A 16289-nucleotide genomic window follows, 5' to 3' on the forward strand; every position below is an offset into this window, starting at 1 on the left:
CGCCGACCGGCGCCACCCCGGATCGCCCCCGATCGGCGGCTAATCGAGGGCCGCCCCGACCGGCCGCCGCAAGCCGGTCGCCGCCGCCGGTCGCCCCTCGGCCGGTCGCCGCCGCGCGGTCGTCGGGGCCGGGCGTGTCGCGGGGAGGGGGTGACCGGTTCACCACCGTCGGTGAAATCGGCCCCCGCGCTTGGCGATCGGTGCGAACACGCCCGTCTACCGGCCGGCCGGCGGCGCTGGCAGCGTTGCGGGTTGGCGGCGACCGACGGGAGGTGGGAACGGTGGCGACCAGGTGGCGGTACGCGCTACGGGCCGGGGTGGTGCTCGGCTGCCTGACCGGGGCGGGTCTGCCCGCGCCCGCGCAGGCGGCCTTCGCCACCGAACTGAGCGGCCTGCCGGACGAGTTCACCGCCGGGGGCCGGGTGGAGACCGTCTCCGCCGTGGTCTCCCGCGACGACGGCGGCTGCGTAAAGGTCCGCTGGTCGATGGTGCTGCGGGTGCGCGGGATGCGGCTCGACCAGGTCAGGGTGGACCGGGTCGAGGAGACCGGCTCGTTCCCGCTGGACATCCGCGCCGACGGGGAGGTGGCCCGGCTGACCGACCGCCGGCTCGACCCGGGCACGCTCTGCCCCGGGCGTACGGTCACCGCCCGCTACCGGTTGGCCTTCGCCGGTGACGTCACCCGGGGGCGGATCACTCTCGCGGCGGAGGCGTACGACGCGAACCTGCGGCTGCTGTCCCGACAGACGGCGACGCGGTCGGTGGTCGGGGCGACCACCCGGACGGCCGCGCCCGAGGAGCCGGAGCCTCGCCCCGCCCCGACGGACACGACCGGACCGGCCGGGGAGTCCGGGGGAGCGGCGGAGCCGGGGGCTGCGCCCGCCACCGACGAGCCGGCGGCTGACGAGCCGGTGACCGACGACTTGGCGACCGACGGGCCGGTGACCGACGGGGCGCTGCCGGCGGCCGGCACGGGGCGGCCGGTGGCGGGGGCCAGCGGTTTCGGGGCCGTGCAGGCCGCGTTCCTGCTCGGTGGGCTGCTGCTCTCGCTCGGCCTCGGCCTGCTGCTGCGGCTGCGTCACCTGACCCGGGCGGCCGGCGCGGACGACGACGTCGGGCCGGACCGGCGCTGGGAACGGCCCGTCGCGCCCGGACGGTGGCGGGCCGCCCGCCGCTGACCGAGGGCCACAGGTACGACTGTCCGGCGGTGGTCCGGCGGAGTCACGGGTACGCGTGCCCGACGGCGGTCCGCCCGGGTCGACGGCCGGAGGTGGTCCGTCGGGGCCGGCCGGCACGCCGACCGGCCCCGACGGGCGGTCACTTCGAGAACGCCTGGAACTCGGCGATGCGCACCTGCGTACGGGCCGGGCTGGCCGTCGCGCAGTCGGTGGTGGTCGCCGGGTCGTCGTCCTGCTCACCGGCGTAGGCCGGGCCGCCGGTGCACTGGCTGGCGAGCACCTCCAACCGCAGGTGCGTGGCCAGCGTGGTCGGCACCGCGAACTCGCGCAGGTTGATGTCCGGCACGTACGCCCGGTACGCCCCGCCCGGGAACGCGTCGGGCGCGCTGGTGTGGATCCGCCGCCAGTTCGCCGGATCCGCGCAGTCGGTCGTCTTCGCGTTGCACGCCGACACCGCGAACGAGCGCAGCGCGCTGAGCGCGTTCTGGCCGCCCGCGTCGGCGTCGCCGGCGATCGCCGGGCGCAGCATGGCGCTGACGTTCACCCGCTTCACGACCTGCGGCGCGTCCCCGGGCAGCGCCACGGTCACCTGCCGCCCGGCGACCCCGTCCAGGGAGGCCCAGTTGGTGGCCTCGGTGTCGTCGGCGATGCGGTCCAGGTTGACCCCGTCACCGGTGACCGTCGCGCCGGACGCCGTGGACGCCAGGTTCCGGCTCATCCGCAGGTCGACGTACCCCTCCTTGCCGGCCTTGGCGACCACGGTCAGCCGCTGGTGGCCGAAGCCGGGCGCGACGGCGAGCAACTGGTATGTGCCGGGCACCAGCTCGACGGTGTCCGGCAGGGCGGTGGCCGGGTCGGTGTCCGCCACCGGCACCGCCCGCGCCTCGTACGCCCCGACGTACACCCGGATCGGCGCGTCGGCGCTCTCGCCCTTCGGCCGCAGGGTGAGCACGGCGTTGTCGGCGCCCGGAGCGGCGAAGCTCGGCGTCGGGTCCGTGTCGGCGGCGCCGTTGGTGGCGGCGTCGCGGCCCATCCCGGAGCGGGCGAACTCCGCCCAGAGCAGGTCCTGGTTGGCGCCGCCGAAGCGCAGCAGGTCGGCGGTGAGCATGTTGTCCCGCATGTCGAGCATGCTCACCTGGCTGGCGGCCTGGAGCAGGAACGAGTCGAAGACCAGCTGCGACCAGCGCCGGTTGCCCGGGCACTGCTCCACCGCCACCTTGCCGCGCGCGCAGTCGAGCTGCCGCTGCGGGGTGCCGACGCCGTAGCGCTTCATCATCGCGGCGCGCACCCGGAAGTTGGTGGCGCTCCAGATCTCGCCGTCGGCGTGCACGGCGGGACCGCCGGTGTTGTAGCCGACGTCGGAGTAGTTCAGCGGGCTGCGGCTGAAGTCGTGGTTGCGGATGCCGCTGACCAGGTTGCCGGTGACGTAGCCGCCGGTGACGTAGGGCGTCTCGCCGGGGGCGCGCAGCCCGTGCTGGAACAGGTACTCGGCGGCGAGCAGGTCGCTCCACGACTCGCCCATCGAGCCGCCCTGGTGCCCGCTGATGCCGCTGTCCGGGCCGGCGATCATGCGGTTGGTGATGGCGTGGGTGTACTCGTGCCCGATCACCGTCATGTCGTAGTCGCCGTCCACGCAGGGCGGGTACGGCCCGCCGGCCTGCGGCTGCCACAGGTACATGTTGGTGGTCGGCGGCAGGCCGTCGCGCGGCGTGCCCTGGTTGGCGTTGTTCCGGTTGCCGCTGAGCGCACCCTGCTGGGCGCGGCCCTGCTCGGCGTCGCCGCCCAGGCCCTGCGGGGTCAGGTTCACCGCCTGGAGGTTCCAGGTGGCCTCGGTGAAGCCGAGGTGCCAGGCCCAGTCGTGCATCCGGTTGTGCATGGCGAACAGGTTGGCGATCGCGGCGTCGCCGTCGTTGCGCTGCGCCGAGGTGAACACCTCCGGGTTGCAGCGGGCCTGGTGCCACTGGTCGGTGAACGGGTACTCGTAGCGGCGCTCCGGGCTGGGCGTGGCCGGTACGGCCGGCGTGCCGCCGCCCCAGGACAGCACGGTGTTGGCGGAGTTGCCGCGGGCGGTGCCGGTCGGCGTGCCGGTGGCCGCGTCGACGTCCCAGGGCTGGCCGGTCGCCGGATCGTGGAAGGCCGCCTGGCAGCCCGGCGCGGGGTCGCCGCACCAGCGCACCCGGGGATCCTGCCCGGGGCCGAGGTCGCGCGGCGGGGTGGCCGGGAAGACCGCCCAGCTCGGGTTGTCCGAGTCGAAGTCGACGAGGTCCTCGCGGACCAGCACCTGCCCGGTGATCCCGTCGACGTAGGTGGTGAACGCCGCCGGGTGGTCGGTGTCGGCGCCGATCAGGGTCACCTCGTAGGCGGCGCGGGGCCCGTCGAGCGGGGTGGGCACGGCGACGGCGCGGACGCTGTGGCTGCGTACCGCCTCGGCGGTCAGGCCGGCGTCGGCGCGCGCCGCCGCGTACGCCTGCTCGTCGGTGAGGGTGGCCGGCGCCGGCGCGTCGGTGTCCCGGGACAGCGAGGAGCTGACCGCGAGGACCTTGCCGCCGGCGACCGCGACGGTGACCAGGCCGTCGTGCCCGGCCGGCAGGTCGCCGAAGCGCTGCCGGAGGGTGACGACCGCGCCGGCGCCGACCGGGCGGACCAGCACCCGGTCCATCGCGTCGACCGCCGCGGCGTCCAGCCCGAAGAGGTCCTGGTGCCCGGTGAGGTACGCGCGGGCGGCCGCCTCCGGCTCGGCGGGCAGGCCGGTGGCGAGGGGCGCGCTGCCGGGGCCAAGCGCGTGCGGGGTGCCGAGCCGGTTCCAGCGGGCGTCCGGGTCGGCCCTGCGCGCCAGGCCCCGCTGCCGCGCGTCGGGGGCGGCGGTACCGGGGCGGTTGTCGACGTCGGCGTGCTGGTGCTGCCCCTCGGCGAACGGGCCGGAGCGCCGCTCGGCGGAGGCGCCGCCGGCGGGGGCGGCTGCGGTGGGTCCGGTGGGCAGCAGCGCGGCCGCCACCGCGGTCGCCGCCAGGACGGGGATGAGTCGGCGTCGACGCCGACTCATCCAGGGTGTCCACTCCGGTTGTGCCACGGGACCTCCTCGTGGGAGCGGGGTGGCCGGCCCTCCGCCGGCCCGCGCAGCGCGGTTACGCATGCGCATCTGTGGATATCAGCCTGCCTGGGTGGGGACAAGGGCCGCGCCTACTCAAGGCGGCCCGGCGCGTCGCGGGAGCCCTCGCGGATGCCGGAGCGGCGCGCCCCTCCCCGCGCTGGTTTCGACAAAAACAGTCCCTTGTACACGGACATGACGGCTGTCACAGTCGAGGGAGGACCGCGACAGAGCGGAGGCCGGCCATGGCCCTCGACCCCACAGCGCCCGCCAACGCCGCCGGCTGGCGGGACACCCGCCGGCCCTGGTGGCCGCTGGCGCTGCTCGTCCCGACGCTGCCGTTCGTCGGCTGGGCGACCTGGCGGGCCACCGGCGACGCCTGGGCCTGGTGGCTCACCCCCGCCGCCGTGTTCGTCCTGATCCCGGTGGTCGACCTGCTGGTCGGCGAGGACCGGCGCAACCCGCCCGACGAGGCGGTGGCCCGGCTGGCCGCCGACGGCTACTACCGCTGGTTGACCTACCTCTACCTGCCCGCCCAGTACGCCGGCCTGGTGCTCTGCTGCGCGGTCTGGGCCCGGGGCGACCTGACGGTGGCCGGGGCGGCCGGCCTGGTCGCCACGATGGGTGTGGTCGACGGCATCGCCATCAACACCGCCCACGAGCTGGGCCACAAGCGGGAGACGGTGGAGCGCTGGCTGTCCAAGGTGGCCCTCGCGCCGGCCGCGTACGGGCACTTCCACGTCGAGCACAACCGGGGCCACCACACCCGCGTCGCCACACCGGAGGACCCGGCCAGCGCCCGGCTGGGGGAGAGCTTCTGGGCGTTCTGGCCGCGTACCGTCTCAGGCAGCCTGCGCTCGGCGTGGCGGCTGGAGGCCGCCCGGTTCCGCCTGCGGGGCCGCAGCCCGTGGACGTGGCGCAACGACGTGCTGAACGCGTTCGCGATGACCCTCGCGCTCTACGCGGCGCTGACCGTCGCCTTCGGCCCGGGCGTACTGCCGTTCCTGGCGCTCCAGGCGGTGGTCGGGTTCTCCCTGCTCGAGGTGGTCAACTACCTGGAGCACTACGGGCTTGCCCGGCAGCGCACCCCCGCCGGGCGCTACGAGAAGGTCGACCCCCGGCACAGCTGGAACAGCGACCGCAGCGTGACCAACATCTTCCTCTTCCAGCTCCAGCGGCACAGCGACCACCACGCCAACCCGCTGCGCCGCTACCAGACGCTGCGCACCTTCGAGTCCTCCCCGCAGCTGCCCGCCGGCTACGCCACGATGGTGCTGGCCGCGCTGGCGCCGCCGGTGTGGCGCCGGCTGATGGACCACCGGGTGCTCGCCCACTACGGCGGGGACCTGACGCTGGCCAACGTCCACCCGCCGGCCCTGCGCCGGCTGCAGAAGCGCCGTCGACGTGGCCCGGCGGCCGCCTGACGACCGGGATTCGCGTCCCGGCCCGCTGCGCAACTCCCGGGGCGTCCGGTCGGGTCCCTCACGGCGCCCAGTCGGGGTCGCGGCCGAAGGCGGCGACGAGGCGGTCCTGCTCGTCCGCCCGCGCCGGCACGTCGACCTCCGGCCGGACCAGTCGGCCCCGCTGGTAGTCGCCGATCCGCTGAGCGAACCACTGCGCGCACGCGGCGACCGCGTCGGCGTCCAGCCGGGGGTCCGCGCCGATCGCCACGGCGAGGTCCCAGCCGTGGATCAGGTGCTCCGCGGTCAGTTGGTGCAGGTACTCGTCGGCGGGGGTCTCGCCGGTGGAGAGCCCGACGGTGCGCTCCAGCGCCCCCGGGTGGGTGAAGGCCAACTCGGCCTGCCCCGCCGCCTCCCGGGCCGTGCCGGCCGGGTCCGGGCCGAGCACGTCGCCGTCGTAGCGGTCGCCGACCTGCTCGATCGTCCGCCCCGCGAGCAGCGCGACGCTCCACCGGTCTTCGCCCACCACGTGGTTGACCAGCGTCCGGACGTCCCAGTCGGGGCACGGGGTCGGGTCCGACCACTGGTCGGGGCCGACCTGCGCCACCCGGTCGGTGAACTCGGCCAGGCTGCGGCGGTACGTCTCCAGCGGGTCCATGCCGACGATTGTTCCGGCTGCCTCGGGGAGCCGAGCCGTTTTGCCGGCTTCGCGGGCGGACGGAGCGCCGGTCGCGCCCGGCCGGTCCCGGTCGGGACCCCGGCCGCCGACGCGTCCACCACGGCGCTCACCCCGCACCCCGCTGCACGAGGCGGTCCTGGACGCGCTGGGGCGGCGCCGGCTCAGTCCAGCTGCGCCGGGTCCAGCCCCAGCTCGCGGGCGGTGAGCAGGCGCACCCACTCGGTGAACTGCCGGCGGGAGATCACCCGGTCGTGCACCGCGAGCTGCACCGCCAGCCCGTCCACCACCGCGCTGATCCGCCACGCCGCCCCGGACGGGTCGGCGCACTCGAAGGTGCCGTCGCGGACCCCGTCCGAGATGACCGTCGCCAGGTCCTCGCGCCAGCGCAGGTCGAGCCGGCGGGAGACCTTCTCCAACTCCGGGGTACGCAGCGACTCCGCCCAGCCGTCGATCCACATGGCCCAGGAGGTCGCCCGGCCCGCCGGCGTGTAGAGCCGGACGATCCGGCGGAGCTTGGTCAGGGGCGGGGCGCTGGAACGCATCACCGCGTCCAGGCGGGCCAGATCCTGCTCCACCGCGTACGCGAACGCCTGCGCGAGCAGCCGGTCCTTCGTGGCGAAGTGGTAGAAGACCAGTGCCTGGCTCACCCCGGCGGCCTGTGCCACGTCGGCCGTGCGGGTGTTGGCCAGACCGCGTTCCACGATCACGTCACAGGCCGTGCGCAGCAGGGCATCCAGGCGGATCTCCGCCGCACGTCTCGTCACGCCGTTACCGTAGCCCATCCAATCGAACACGGGCAGTTACGGATCACGGTCCGTTCTGCCCGCCAGAGTCGGAATCCAGACAGTTTCCGGGGCGGATCCCGGCCGCAGGCCGCCATGGGCTGCGGACGGCCGGACGAGTCCGGCCCATCCTCCTAGGAAGCCTAGGCAGTGGGCGGGACGTCACCCCTCCGCCGCAGGTGCATGGCGGGCCGGTCCCACCCGACTCGCCGGGAGCCACCCCGATTTGGCAACCGCTCACCCGCTCGGCTAAAGTTCTCACCCGTCACCGGTTAACGCCGGAGACGTGCGGACGTAGCGCAGCTGGTAGCGCATCACCTTGCCAAGGTGAGGGTCGCGGGTTCGAATCCCGTCGTCCGCTCGGAGCTGCCGCCACGCATGACGGGGGCAACCTCGGTGGGGTGGCCGAGAGGCGAGGCAACGGCCTGCAAAGCCGTGTACGCGGGTTCAAATCCCGTCCCCACCTCGGTAACAAACGAGGGCGATTGGCGCAGTGGGAGCGCGCTTCCTTGACACGGAAGAGGTCACTGGTTCAAACCCAGTATCGCCCACCAACACGAAGGCCCGTCACCGAATGGTGACGGGCCTTCGTCGGTTCCCACCTGGGCCGAGCTGTCATGACTGCGACCAACGCCGACGGCCATGGCGGGGTGGGCCCGCGGCCACCGGCGGCGGACCGGCGGGTCAGTTCGCCGGGGACGGGCGGTGCCTCGTGGCCCTGGCTTGAGAGTGAACCCGGGTGAGTCGGGTGAGCCAGGTCCTCGGGTCACCGGTGGCCGGGCGATGCCTCGTCAGTGTGCCTGTCGAGGTGAGTCGTCTACGACATCATCGCCCGGGCGATCACGGCGGCGAGCAGGGTCCATGCGCACCACCTGCGACATCACCGCCGGCGCTGGCAGGCGACTGCTTCGGCCCGGGGACGGGGGCGGCGGCTCTGCGGAGGTGACCCGTCGCGGTTGACTCGTCTGTGACATCAGCTCGACAGCGTCGATACGGCGGCATGCATCGGCGCTCGCCGTGCCCGCCGCTCGCCGTGCCCGCCGTCCGCCGTTCGTCGGTCGGGCGCCGGGGCTGGTCGTACGGCCGGCGGACGCGACGTGCCGGCCACCCTGCTCCGGGTGACCGGCACGTCGGCGGTGCGTTGCGCGACCGTTCAGCTCCGGCGGCCGCGTGGACCGGCGTCAGAGCGGCGGGGCGACGTCCCGGCGCTCCTCGACCCGCCGGTACTCGACCGGCTCGGTCGTGCTGACCACCTGGCGGCGACGTCCCCAGATGAGCGTGGTCATGATGAGGCCGAGCACGCCGGCGGCCATCAGGATCCACCCGACGACGTCGAGGTTGATGCCACCGAGGCTCGCGTCGAGCGCGAAGGTGAGGATCGCGCCGAGCGCGATCAGGAAGATGCTGGTGCCGATACCCACGACAGCCTCCTTGGTCAGGGGATGTGGTGTGCTGTCGATGGCCCCAGTACCCCGTGGTTTACCAGCGCAATCATCGCCCGGTCCGGCCGTCGGCGGGGCGGCGTGCCAGGCGATCTTGGCGTCGGGTAGAGTTTCCCCCGTCGCCGACGAACACCGGCGGCACGCGGACGTAGCGCAGCTGGTAGCGCATCACCTTGCCAAGGTGAGGGTCGCGGGTTCGAATCCCGTCGTCCGCTCGCGATCCGCCCCTTGTGATCCGGCCTGCCGGATCGGGCGGTCACCCCCGGGCGATTGGCGCAGTGGGAGCGCGCTTCCTTGACACGGAAGAGGTCACTGGTTCAAACCCAGTATCGCCCACCAGCTTGTCTTCCCTGCTGAACGGCGATGGCGCGGAAATCTGTACCGGCGTATCCGGGTGCCCTGCCTGGCGGCGAAGTGGAACGGTGATCAGGCGTCGCCCTTGCGCGTGCCTCCCTCGACTGCGTCGCGCAGTTCCTGCACCACCCGTTCCGGTTCGGCGAGACAGCGCCAGGCCGGTACCCGCCTGACCTCCGCGGCCGCGGCAATGATGTCGAGCCTGCTCAGGATCCGCCGTAGCGGCTTTCCGTCCGGATCACCCTCGGGATCGTCGACCAGCACCGCCAGGCTCTTGTCGCGAAGGCTGAGCGTGAGGTCGACCGGGTAACCCGGCAGTGGCGTACCCCAACGCACCGTCAGCCCGGCGTCACGTAGGCCGGCGATCAGTTGGTCGACCGGTCGCCCGTCGACGCCGGCGCCCGTGGCCGCCGGCGCGGGCGGGCTGGCGAGACCGGCCAGCAGTCCGCGTTGCCCGGACCACCACGAACGGTCGCCCACGACGATCAGCTGGGACCTGGCGCGGGTGATCGCCACGTTCCACAGGTTCGTCTGCTCGACGAGCCAACCACGGGTGCGCTCGCTGATGCCGTGCGCGCCGACGGGCGAGACGACCATGATGTCCTTCTCGCTGCCCTGAAACTTGTGGATGGTCGCGCACCGCAGGTCGTCGGCGAGGCCGGCGTCCCGGAGCGCCCGGTCCAGGATCCGCTGCTGCTCGGCCAGTGGCGTCACCACGCCGATCGTGACGCCTGGGTACTCCTTGTGTAGCCGCTGGACCTCGCCCACCACCGCGTCAACCTCGTCGGCGTTGCGGCCGGAACCTGTGGCGCCTCGGGTGAAGCGGCCGGACACGTCCACCCAGCGGGTGGCGGACTCGGCCGGTGCGGCCAGCCGAGCCGGGTCGGTGAGAACCGTCAGCCGGTTCTGGTAGACGACCCGGTTCGGTGCGTCGATGATCTCCGGGTGGCAGCGGTAGTGCTCGTCGAGCAGGATGGTGCTTCCCGCCGCGGTCGCGAAGGCTTCGTACGCCGAGTGGTTCCGGTGGGTGAGCCGCCGGCTGGTCAGCCACTCGTGTCCGAGCCCGGCGCGGGCCTGCTCGCCCCGGTCGTCTGTGTCGGAGAGCTCGACGACCGGTGTGAGCTGCCGCGGGTCGCCGATGATCAGGGCGCGTTTCGCCCGGTAGAGCATCGGCAGGACGGCAGCGACGGTGCACTGGGCGGCTTCGTCGATGATCACCAGGTCGAACAGCCCCGCTCTGGGCAGCAGCCGGCGGGCCGACATCGCGGTGACCGCCCAGCCCGGTAGCGCGGCGAGAAGCTCGCTCATGTAGGCCCAGCTTCTTGCTTCCGGCTTGGCCATCTCGTCGGCGCGGTTGCGGAGCAGGGTCGTGTTGCCGGCCACCCGGGCGGCGATCTGCGCACGCAGTAGCTGGTCGCTGTGCTCGGGTCTGGTGTCGTGTTGCAGAGTCCGTAGCCGCTTCCAGACTTCTTCGGCGGTGCCCGGCCGGGACTGGAGTCGTTGGCGTCGCTCGCGCCAGCACTGCTCGATGACCGCCTGTTCACCGAGGGCGGTGATCGCATCCCGGTCGAACACGCCTCGCGACCGCAGTCGCCTGCGATACCACCACCCGAACCATCGACTTGTCAGTGCTCGATCGGTGAGGTCGACCAGCTTGGCCAGGAAGGCGTCGTCGGCGTCGGCGAGTGAGCGGTCCCGTTCGAAGGCGAGGTCGGCGAGATCCCGTTCAAGCCAGCGACGCTCGTCGAGATCCTCGCGTAACCGCTTGATCTCCTGCGCCACGAGTCGTAACTCGTTGAACGGCCCGTCGGCCTCCGGCACCGGCGGTGGCCATGCCTGCATCACCTCGGCGAGGTACTGCGGCTCCTGCTGCCGGTACTCCTTGTTCCCGGTACGCAGCACCAGTCCCGGGCCGACCATGCCGGTGACCCGCTCGACGACCTCATCGACAGCCCGGTTGTTGGTCGAGCCGATCAGCACGCTCTGCCCAGCGGCCGTGGCGGTCGCCAGCAATGCGGTCACCAGTTGGCTCTTGCCGGTTCCGGGTGGCCCCTGCGCGACAGTCAGGGGTCGGCTCATCGCCGCCCGGATGATGTCCTCCTGAGTCTCGTTGACCGAACTCAACGCCACCGTCAGGACGTCGGCATCCTGCGCATCCGTCCCGGCCACGACATCGCTCGACAACGTACCGAGGGCGGTCGATGCGATCTTCCCCGCGTTCTTGACGATGTCCTGCAGGTCCTCGATCAGCTGTCGCTCGGGGGACTCCGCGCTGCCCGCGGCGAACAGCATTCCGGCGTTCTGCACCCGATTGACGGGCCCGCGGTTGACCATCCCGACCAGATTCTCCGGGTCGAGGGCGGACACCGGCTTCAGCCCGAACGTGTTCGCCACCAGATCGGCTACCTCGGCGAGGGACTTGTGCTCGCCGGGGACGAGTCGTTCGGCCACTGCCTGCCGCAGTTCGTCCGCCTCGACCGCAGCCAGCTGGAAATGGTCGATCAGGGCTGGACTGGGCTGCGGCGGCGCCGGGTGCGCCAACCCGTCGTCTCCCACGGTCAGGTCCGAGACGAGCAGGGGCGCCAGTCGTACCTGCTGGGTGCCCTTCTGCGGCAACGCCACGATCGGGTAGCCGTACTGCAGGGAGCGGCCACCAGCCTCGGCCAACCCGGCCAGCCGCTGGCCGCGCTCCTTGAGTGGCACCGGCTCGGTGGCCGAGAGCATGACCTCCCGGCCCGCGGGCGCAGCGAGGTAAGAGTCCTTGTTCGCCGGGTTGACGAAGAACTGCAGGACGGCGGAGCGTTGCAGGCAGGCGACGTGGTAGTTGAGCAGACGACGCCACCGCTCGGCGTCGAAGGATGCGTCGTCCGGCTCGTCTCTCCGTACGCCCGGGCTCCGCTGTGGCCGTTCGTCCGACCCCGCGACCAGCGGGATCGGGTCGGTGACACCTTCGCTCGACTCGACCGGCTTCTCCTCCCGGCGACGCGACATCTCGGTCATCGCGTACCGGGAGAGGTCGCTCGCGGTGAGCCAGCCGTCCTCCGCGGTCGCCCGAGCCGCACCGCGGAGACCGGTGAGCAGGACCTCGGTGAAGACCGAGGGCCGGTCCGGGCCCTGCGCCTTCGACGCCTTCAGATGGCTGCTCGACTGGAGCATGAACGTGCCACGCTCGCGCTTGAGACGCCGGGGCTCCTGCCGTACGCCGCCGCTGAACCGGTGCCGGGCGGTGAACGAGCCCGAGAAGCAGCAGTCCAGCAGGACCACCTTCTGGCTGGCCTTGGTGTGGTTGAGCATGTGCCGGAGGACGCCCTCGACATCGAACGCCGTGGTGTGCAGGAGAGTTGTCTCGGTGTCGATGGTGCCGAAGAAGAGGGACTGCCGGTCGTCGTGCTGGATGCCGTGGCCGGAGTAGTAGAAGAGAGCGAGATCACCGGTGCGCCGAGCGCCGTAGAACTCCTCGACGACCTGCTTCATGCGCGCTGCGGGCAGGTCGACGTGGGCGTCGACGCTGTCGAAGTCGCCGTCGCTGTCCAGCACGGTCCTCAACTGTTCGACGTCCTGCCGGACGCCGGGCAGCGCGGTGAGCTTCGAGGCGGCGTCATAGGTCGCCGTGCCGAGCACCAGGGCATGCCGACCCATCAGCGGGAATGCTCGATCGCGTCACGGACGAGGTCGATCAGCTGGGTGGTCTCCGCCTTGGTCGCCTGGTCGATGGTCAGCTCGACGGCACCGATCCTCAGGTGTGCCCGGCGACCCTGGTTGCGGTTGAGGAAGCCCACCACCAGGTCCACGAGTGCCTGCGCGTAGCCAGGGTCGGCGCCGGCGACCACGGCCACGGTGGCCAGCACCACCTCACCGACGCCCTTGCTGTCAGGATCGGCGGGCGACTCGAGCCGCCGCACCTCGCCGATGTCGCCCAGGTCCTCCACGAGCTCGTCAGTCAGCTGGTCGAGGACGAAATCGTCGTCCTCCGGCAGCGGCGTGAAACTGACCTCAACGACGACCTCGGACACCCGTGCCTCCCCCAGACCCAATCCGAAAGCACCCGGAACGCTACGGAATGACGGCGCGGCGAGGGAGGACGTGTCGGGTTCCCGACGGGACGCCGTGGGCGGTCCTGCCCTGTCGTCCGCCGTCCACTTCGGATCGGTGTTGTCCGGCCGGGGTTCTGCCGTGGGCAGATCCGCTGACCGTGAACACGGGACCGGGGCGCTGCCCGGAGCGGGCACAGTGGAGCGCATGAGGCTGCTGGTGCTGGGCGGAACGGGATTCGTGGGCGGCGCGACGGTCGCCGAGGGCGTACGGCGGGGTTGGGCGGTGACCGTGTTCAACCGGGGGCTGCACGGCGCGACGCCGGAAGGCGTACACCGGTTGCGGGGTGACCGGACCGCGCCCGGCGGCCTGGCGGCGCTCGCGGACGGCGAGTGGGACCTGGTGGTCGACACCTGGGACGGCGCGCCCCGCGCGGCGCGCGACGCCGCCCGCGCGCTGGTCGACCGGGTCGGCCGGTACGTCTACGTCTCCAGCGGCTCCGTCTACGCGCGGCCCGTCGCAACCGGGGTGGGCGAGGACGCTCCGGTGGTGGACGCGGAGCCGGACGCCGACGAGGGCGGCTACCCGGCCAACAAGGCCGGCGCCGAGCGGGCCGTACGGAGGACGTTCGGCGAGCGGGCGCTGATCGCCCGGGCCGGGTTGATCCTCGGGCCGGGGGAGGACATCGGCCGGCTGCCCTGGTGGCTGATGCGCATCGCGCGGGGCGGGGACGTGCTGGCGCCGGGTCCGGTCGACCTGCCGGTGCAGTACGTCGACGTGCGGGACCTGGCGGGCTGGATGCTGGACCTGGGCGCGGCGGGCCCGGGCGGGACGTTCAACGCGGTGAGCCGCCCCGGGCACGCGACGATGGGGGAGCTGCTCGACGCCTGCGTCGCGGCCACCGGCGCCGACGCCCGGCTGCGCTGGACCGACCCGGGGCCGATTCTGGCCGCCGGCGTGGAGCCGTGGAACGACCTGCCGATCTGGGTCCCGGCCGGGCACGAGTACCGCTGGGTGCAGGAGCGCGGCGTCGAGCGCGCGTACGCGGCCGGGCTGACCTGCCGCCCGGTGGCCGAGACGGTCGCCGACACCTGGGCTTGGCTGCGGGAGGTGGGCTCCGTCCCGCCTCGGGCGGGCCGACCGCAGCGCGCCCCCGTCGGGCTCGACCCCGACCGGGAGGCGGCGCTGCTCTCTGCGGCGGACTGCTGAAGCGGCCTCAACACGGGAGGAAAGCCCGGTCCTCCAACGCCCGTCGCCCATCCGACGCAACCACTGCCAGCTCGTTACCGAACGCATATCTTCGAACACCATGAGTCGTTGGGTGCGGGCCGATTCCGTCGGCCGCACCCGTCAACGCCCCCCGACGGGCTCGTCAAGGGAAGGGTGCATGGCGATGATGCGATCTACAGACAGGACGCGACGGCGGTGGCGCGCGATCGGCGCAACCCTCGGCGCGGCGACGGTGGGCATGGCGGGAGTGCTGGTCGTGCCGACCGGCGCACAGGCTGCCAGCGACCGGGTCGCGGTGGTCGACCAGCGGTACGGGGTCAGGATCTTCAGCGCCGGCGTCAGTCGGTGGACGGCGGGTTCGGCCCAGTGGTCGTGGAAGCGACCCGCCGGTAGTGGCTGGAAGAACCTTTCCGACGTCAAGTTCCGCAAGCAGGGCTCGCGGTACGTGGTCCTGGTGGCCGCTTCGGGCGGCCGGGCCGGGATCGTCGACTACGCCACCCGCAAGGTGCGCTACCAGGTCACGCCGGGCGGCAACCCGCACGCCATCGAGTTGCTGCCCAACGGCGCTGTCGTGGTCGCCTCCTCCGACCCCGGCAGGCTCACCCTCTACGGCAAGGGCCGGACCAGCCCGGCCGCCACGAAGGCGTTCGCCAAGGCCCACGCCGTCTACTGGGACAGCGCCATCAAGCGCCTCTGGGCCGCCGGCGGCACCCGGCTGTGCAGCTACAAGGTGAGCGGCGCGGCCACCGCTCCCAAACTCACCAACGCCGCCTGCCGGAAGGTCACCGGGAACGTGCATGACCTGTCACCGGTCTACGGCACCTCCGCCAACCTGTGGATGAGCAACACCAGCCACGTCTACCGGTACGACATCAACCGCAACCGATTCCAACGGGCACCCGGGTACATCGACACAAGCAAGATTAAGAGTGTCGGTAACCACTCAGGCGGACTGGTCGTCACCACCAAGGTCAGCGGCGCGAACGGCGACGGCACCTACGGCAACGGCAACGTCTGGCTGTATCGGCTGAACGGTTCCTACGTCGGCAACCGCTACCTCTCCGGGGCGGCGATCTACAAGGCCCGGCCGGTGGTCTGGAGCTACCGGTAGTCACGCCCCCGGGGCTGGTGGCGGGTGCGCCCGCCTCCGGCCCCGGTGTGCCCCCTTACAGATCAACTGCCTCCCGGCGCGGGCAGTACTGCGCCTCCGGTCGTTCGGTCATGCACGGCATGCTCGCAGGCGGGTGTTACCGAATCCGCGCGGCCCTGCCCGTTCCGCGTCCCGAATGCCAGCGGCCGGATGGAGCCACTGACGTTGCGGCAGACCCGGTCGACCACCGCACATGCCAGCTTGAACAGGCGTCTACGAGCCCTGTCGGTCAGCCCGGCGGGGACTTGTGGACACCGGCGCACAGAAGCGTGCTGTCGAGCCGGCGTCCGGCACCGTGTGTTGTTCAGACTTGGGAAACAGGCAGGTCGAGCACCTCGCCCACGTCGCGGCGTGGGGTCGGCCAGCCCGGCTGGCCGTAGCCGACGCGCAGCACCATCTGCGGCGTGCCGAAGCGCCCCAGCGACAGCCGCAGCTGCTCGCGCGCCGACGGCACCTCGATCGGCTGGGACAACATCGACGCCGCCAGCCCCGAGTCCGTAGCGGTCAGCAGTACCCGCTGCAACGCCTGCCCGGCGACGACCTGGTCGACGGCCGTGTTGCCGGGCGAGCCGAGCACCGCCACCAGCGGCTCGGGTTCGAAGTCCCGCCCGGGCGCCCGGTCGAGGCCGCCGAAGCCCCGCGACGGCAGCAGGTCCTGCGGCTCGCCCTGCGGGCCGCCGGACGCGGCCGGAATGCCGTCCGGGGCGGGCGCGGAGCGTACCCACTCCTGGCGTTCGGCCCGGTACTGGGGGCTCCGCTCCAGCACCCGGTGGGAGCTGCGGGCGAGTTCGCCGAACGCGTTCACTGCGCTGACGCCGACCAACAGTTCCAGCCAGCACTGCTCGGCGCGGGCCGCCTCCGTGAGGCGCCAGCGGGCGTCGGCGGGCACCGGGTCGGGCCAGAACGGCGCGCGGTTGCTGAACCGGCGGGGGATGGCGGCGTGCAGGGCCTGCT

Annotated in this window: 11 protein-coding genes and 5 tRNA genes; 9 read left to right on the top strand and 7 right to left on the bottom strand. The window is 72.8% G+C overall.

Annotated features, from left to right (window positions below):
- Positions 1–281: 281 nt before the first annotated feature.
- A complete protein-coding gene (locus tag F6X68_RS20395) occupies positions 282–1178 on the top strand; it encodes a hypothetical protein (protein ID WP_151455790.1) in 897 nt (298 codons plus the stop codon).
- A 139-nt stretch (positions 1179–1317) separates the two neighbouring features.
- Here F6X68_RS20395 and F6X68_RS20400 read toward each other — a convergent pair whose 3' ends face one another.
- Entirely contained in the window at positions 1318–4221 is a 2904-nt protein-coding gene (locus F6X68_RS20400) for a M36 family metallopeptidase (protein ID WP_225852320.1), read from the bottom strand.
- 290 nt (positions 4222–4511) lie between these two features.
- On the opposite strand from F6X68_RS20400, the gene F6X68_RS20405 reads away from it, so the two are divergent.
- A complete protein-coding gene (locus F6X68_RS20405) occupies positions 4512–5690 on the top strand; it encodes an alkane 1-monooxygenase (RefSeq protein WP_151455792.1) in 1179 nt (392 codons plus the stop codon).
- 58 nt (positions 5691–5748) lie between these two features.
- Here F6X68_RS20405 and F6X68_RS20410 read toward each other — a convergent pair whose 3' ends face one another.
- A complete protein-coding gene (locus tag F6X68_RS20410; RefSeq protein ID WP_151455793.1) occupies positions 5749–6324 on the bottom strand; it encodes a TIGR03086 family metal-binding protein in 576 nt (191 codons plus the stop codon).
- 182 nt (positions 6325–6506) lie between these two features.
- The gene (locus F6X68_RS20415; RefSeq protein WP_151455794.1) at positions 6507–7109 is read right to left on the bottom strand and encodes a TetR/AcrR family transcriptional regulator; all 603 of its coding nucleotides are present in this window, start codon (positions 7107–7109) and stop codon (positions 6507–6509) included.
- A 306-nt stretch (positions 7110–7415) separates the two neighbouring features.
- Here F6X68_RS20415 and F6X68_RS20420 point away from each other — a divergent pair.
- From F6X68_RS20420 to F6X68_RS20430, 3 genes are all read left to right on the top strand, one after another.
- Positions 7416–7488: transfer RNA gene (locus F6X68_RS20420), tRNA-Gly, on the top strand.
- 34 nt (positions 7489–7522) lie between these two features.
- A tRNA-Cys gene (locus tag F6X68_RS20425) sits at positions 7523–7593 on the top strand.
- Positions 7594–7606: 13 nt separating this feature from the next.
- A tRNA-Val gene (locus tag F6X68_RS20430) sits at positions 7607–7681 on the top strand.
- Positions 7682–8308: 627 nt separating this feature from the next.
- Here F6X68_RS20430 and F6X68_RS20435 read toward each other — a convergent pair.
- Positions 8309–8548 carry a DUF6458 family protein gene (locus tag F6X68_RS20435; protein ID WP_091620076.1) on the bottom strand — a complete coding sequence of 80 codons (240 nt, stop codon included), beginning with the start codon at positions 8546–8548 and terminating at the stop codon, positions 8309–8311.
- A 163-nt stretch (positions 8549–8711) separates the two neighbouring features.
- Between F6X68_RS20435 and F6X68_RS20440 the strand changes: the two genes are divergently transcribed.
- Positions 8712–8784, top strand: a tRNA-Gly gene (locus F6X68_RS20440).
- A 49-nt stretch (positions 8785–8833) separates the two neighbouring features.
- Positions 8834–8908: transfer RNA gene (locus F6X68_RS20445), tRNA-Val, on the top strand.
- 87 nt (positions 8909–8995) lie between these two features.
- Here the strand turns inward: F6X68_RS20445 and F6X68_RS20450 are convergent.
- Positions 8996–12562, bottom strand: a complete 3567-nt coding sequence (locus tag F6X68_RS20450; RefSeq protein WP_151455795.1) for an AAA domain-containing protein — start codon at positions 12560–12562, stop codon at positions 8996–8998.
- Positions 12562–12936 carry a hypothetical protein gene (locus tag F6X68_RS20455; protein WP_151455796.1) on the bottom strand — a complete coding sequence of 125 codons (375 nt, stop codon included), beginning with the start codon at positions 12934–12936 and terminating at the stop codon, positions 12562–12564. Before F6X68_RS20455 ends, F6X68_RS20450 begins: the two co-directional genes overlap by 1 nt.
- A 226-nt stretch (positions 12937–13162) precedes the next feature.
- On the opposite strand from F6X68_RS20455, the gene F6X68_RS20460 reads away from it, so the two are divergent.
- The gene (locus F6X68_RS20460; RefSeq protein WP_151455797.1) at positions 13163–14164 is read left to right on the top strand and encodes an NAD-dependent epimerase/dehydratase family protein; all 1002 of its coding nucleotides are present in this window, start codon (positions 13163–13165) and stop codon (positions 14162–14164) included.
- 178 nt (positions 14165–14342) lie between these two features.
- Positions 14343–15296 carry a DUF6528 family protein gene (locus F6X68_RS20465; protein WP_151455798.1) on the top strand — a complete coding sequence of 318 codons (954 nt, stop codon included), beginning with the start codon at positions 14343–14345 and terminating at the stop codon, positions 15294–15296.
- 343 nt (positions 15297–15639) lie between these two features.
- Here the strand turns inward: F6X68_RS20465 and F6X68_RS20470 are convergent.
- Positions 15640–16289: nitroreductase family protein (locus F6X68_RS20470; RefSeq protein ID WP_151455799.1), on the bottom strand; the 650-nt coding region annotated here is incomplete at its 5' end.

Source organism: Micromonospora sp. AMSO12t (genome assembly GCF_008806585.1).
In the GTDB taxonomy this organism is placed as follows: domain Bacteria; phylum Actinomycetota; class Actinomycetes; order Mycobacteriales; family Micromonosporaceae; genus Micromonospora; species Micromonospora reichwaldensis.

Coding starts and splice junctions, on each gene's coding strand:
- F6X68_RS20465 (WP_151455798.1), top strand. CDS start 14,343: ATGGCGATGATGCGATCTACAGACAGGACGCGACGGCGGTGGCGCGCG.
- F6X68_RS20400 (WP_225852320.1), bottom strand. CDS start 4,221: ATGAGTCGGCGTCGACGCCGACTCATCCCCGTCCTGGCGGCGACCGCG.
- F6X68_RS20410 (WP_151455793.1), bottom strand. CDS start 6,324: ATGGACCCGCTGGAGACGTACCGCCGCAGCCTGGCCGAGTTCACCGAC.
- F6X68_RS20450 (WP_151455795.1), bottom strand. CDS start 12,562: ATGGGTCGGCATGCCCTGGTGCTCGGCACGGCGACCTATGACGCCGCC.
- F6X68_RS20460 (WP_151455797.1), top strand. CDS start 13,163: ATGAGGCTGCTGGTGCTGGGCGGAACGGGATTCGTGGGCGGCGCGACG.
- F6X68_RS20405 (WP_151455792.1), top strand. CDS start 4,512: ATGGCCCTCGACCCCACAGCGCCCGCCAACGCCGCCGGCTGGCGGGAC.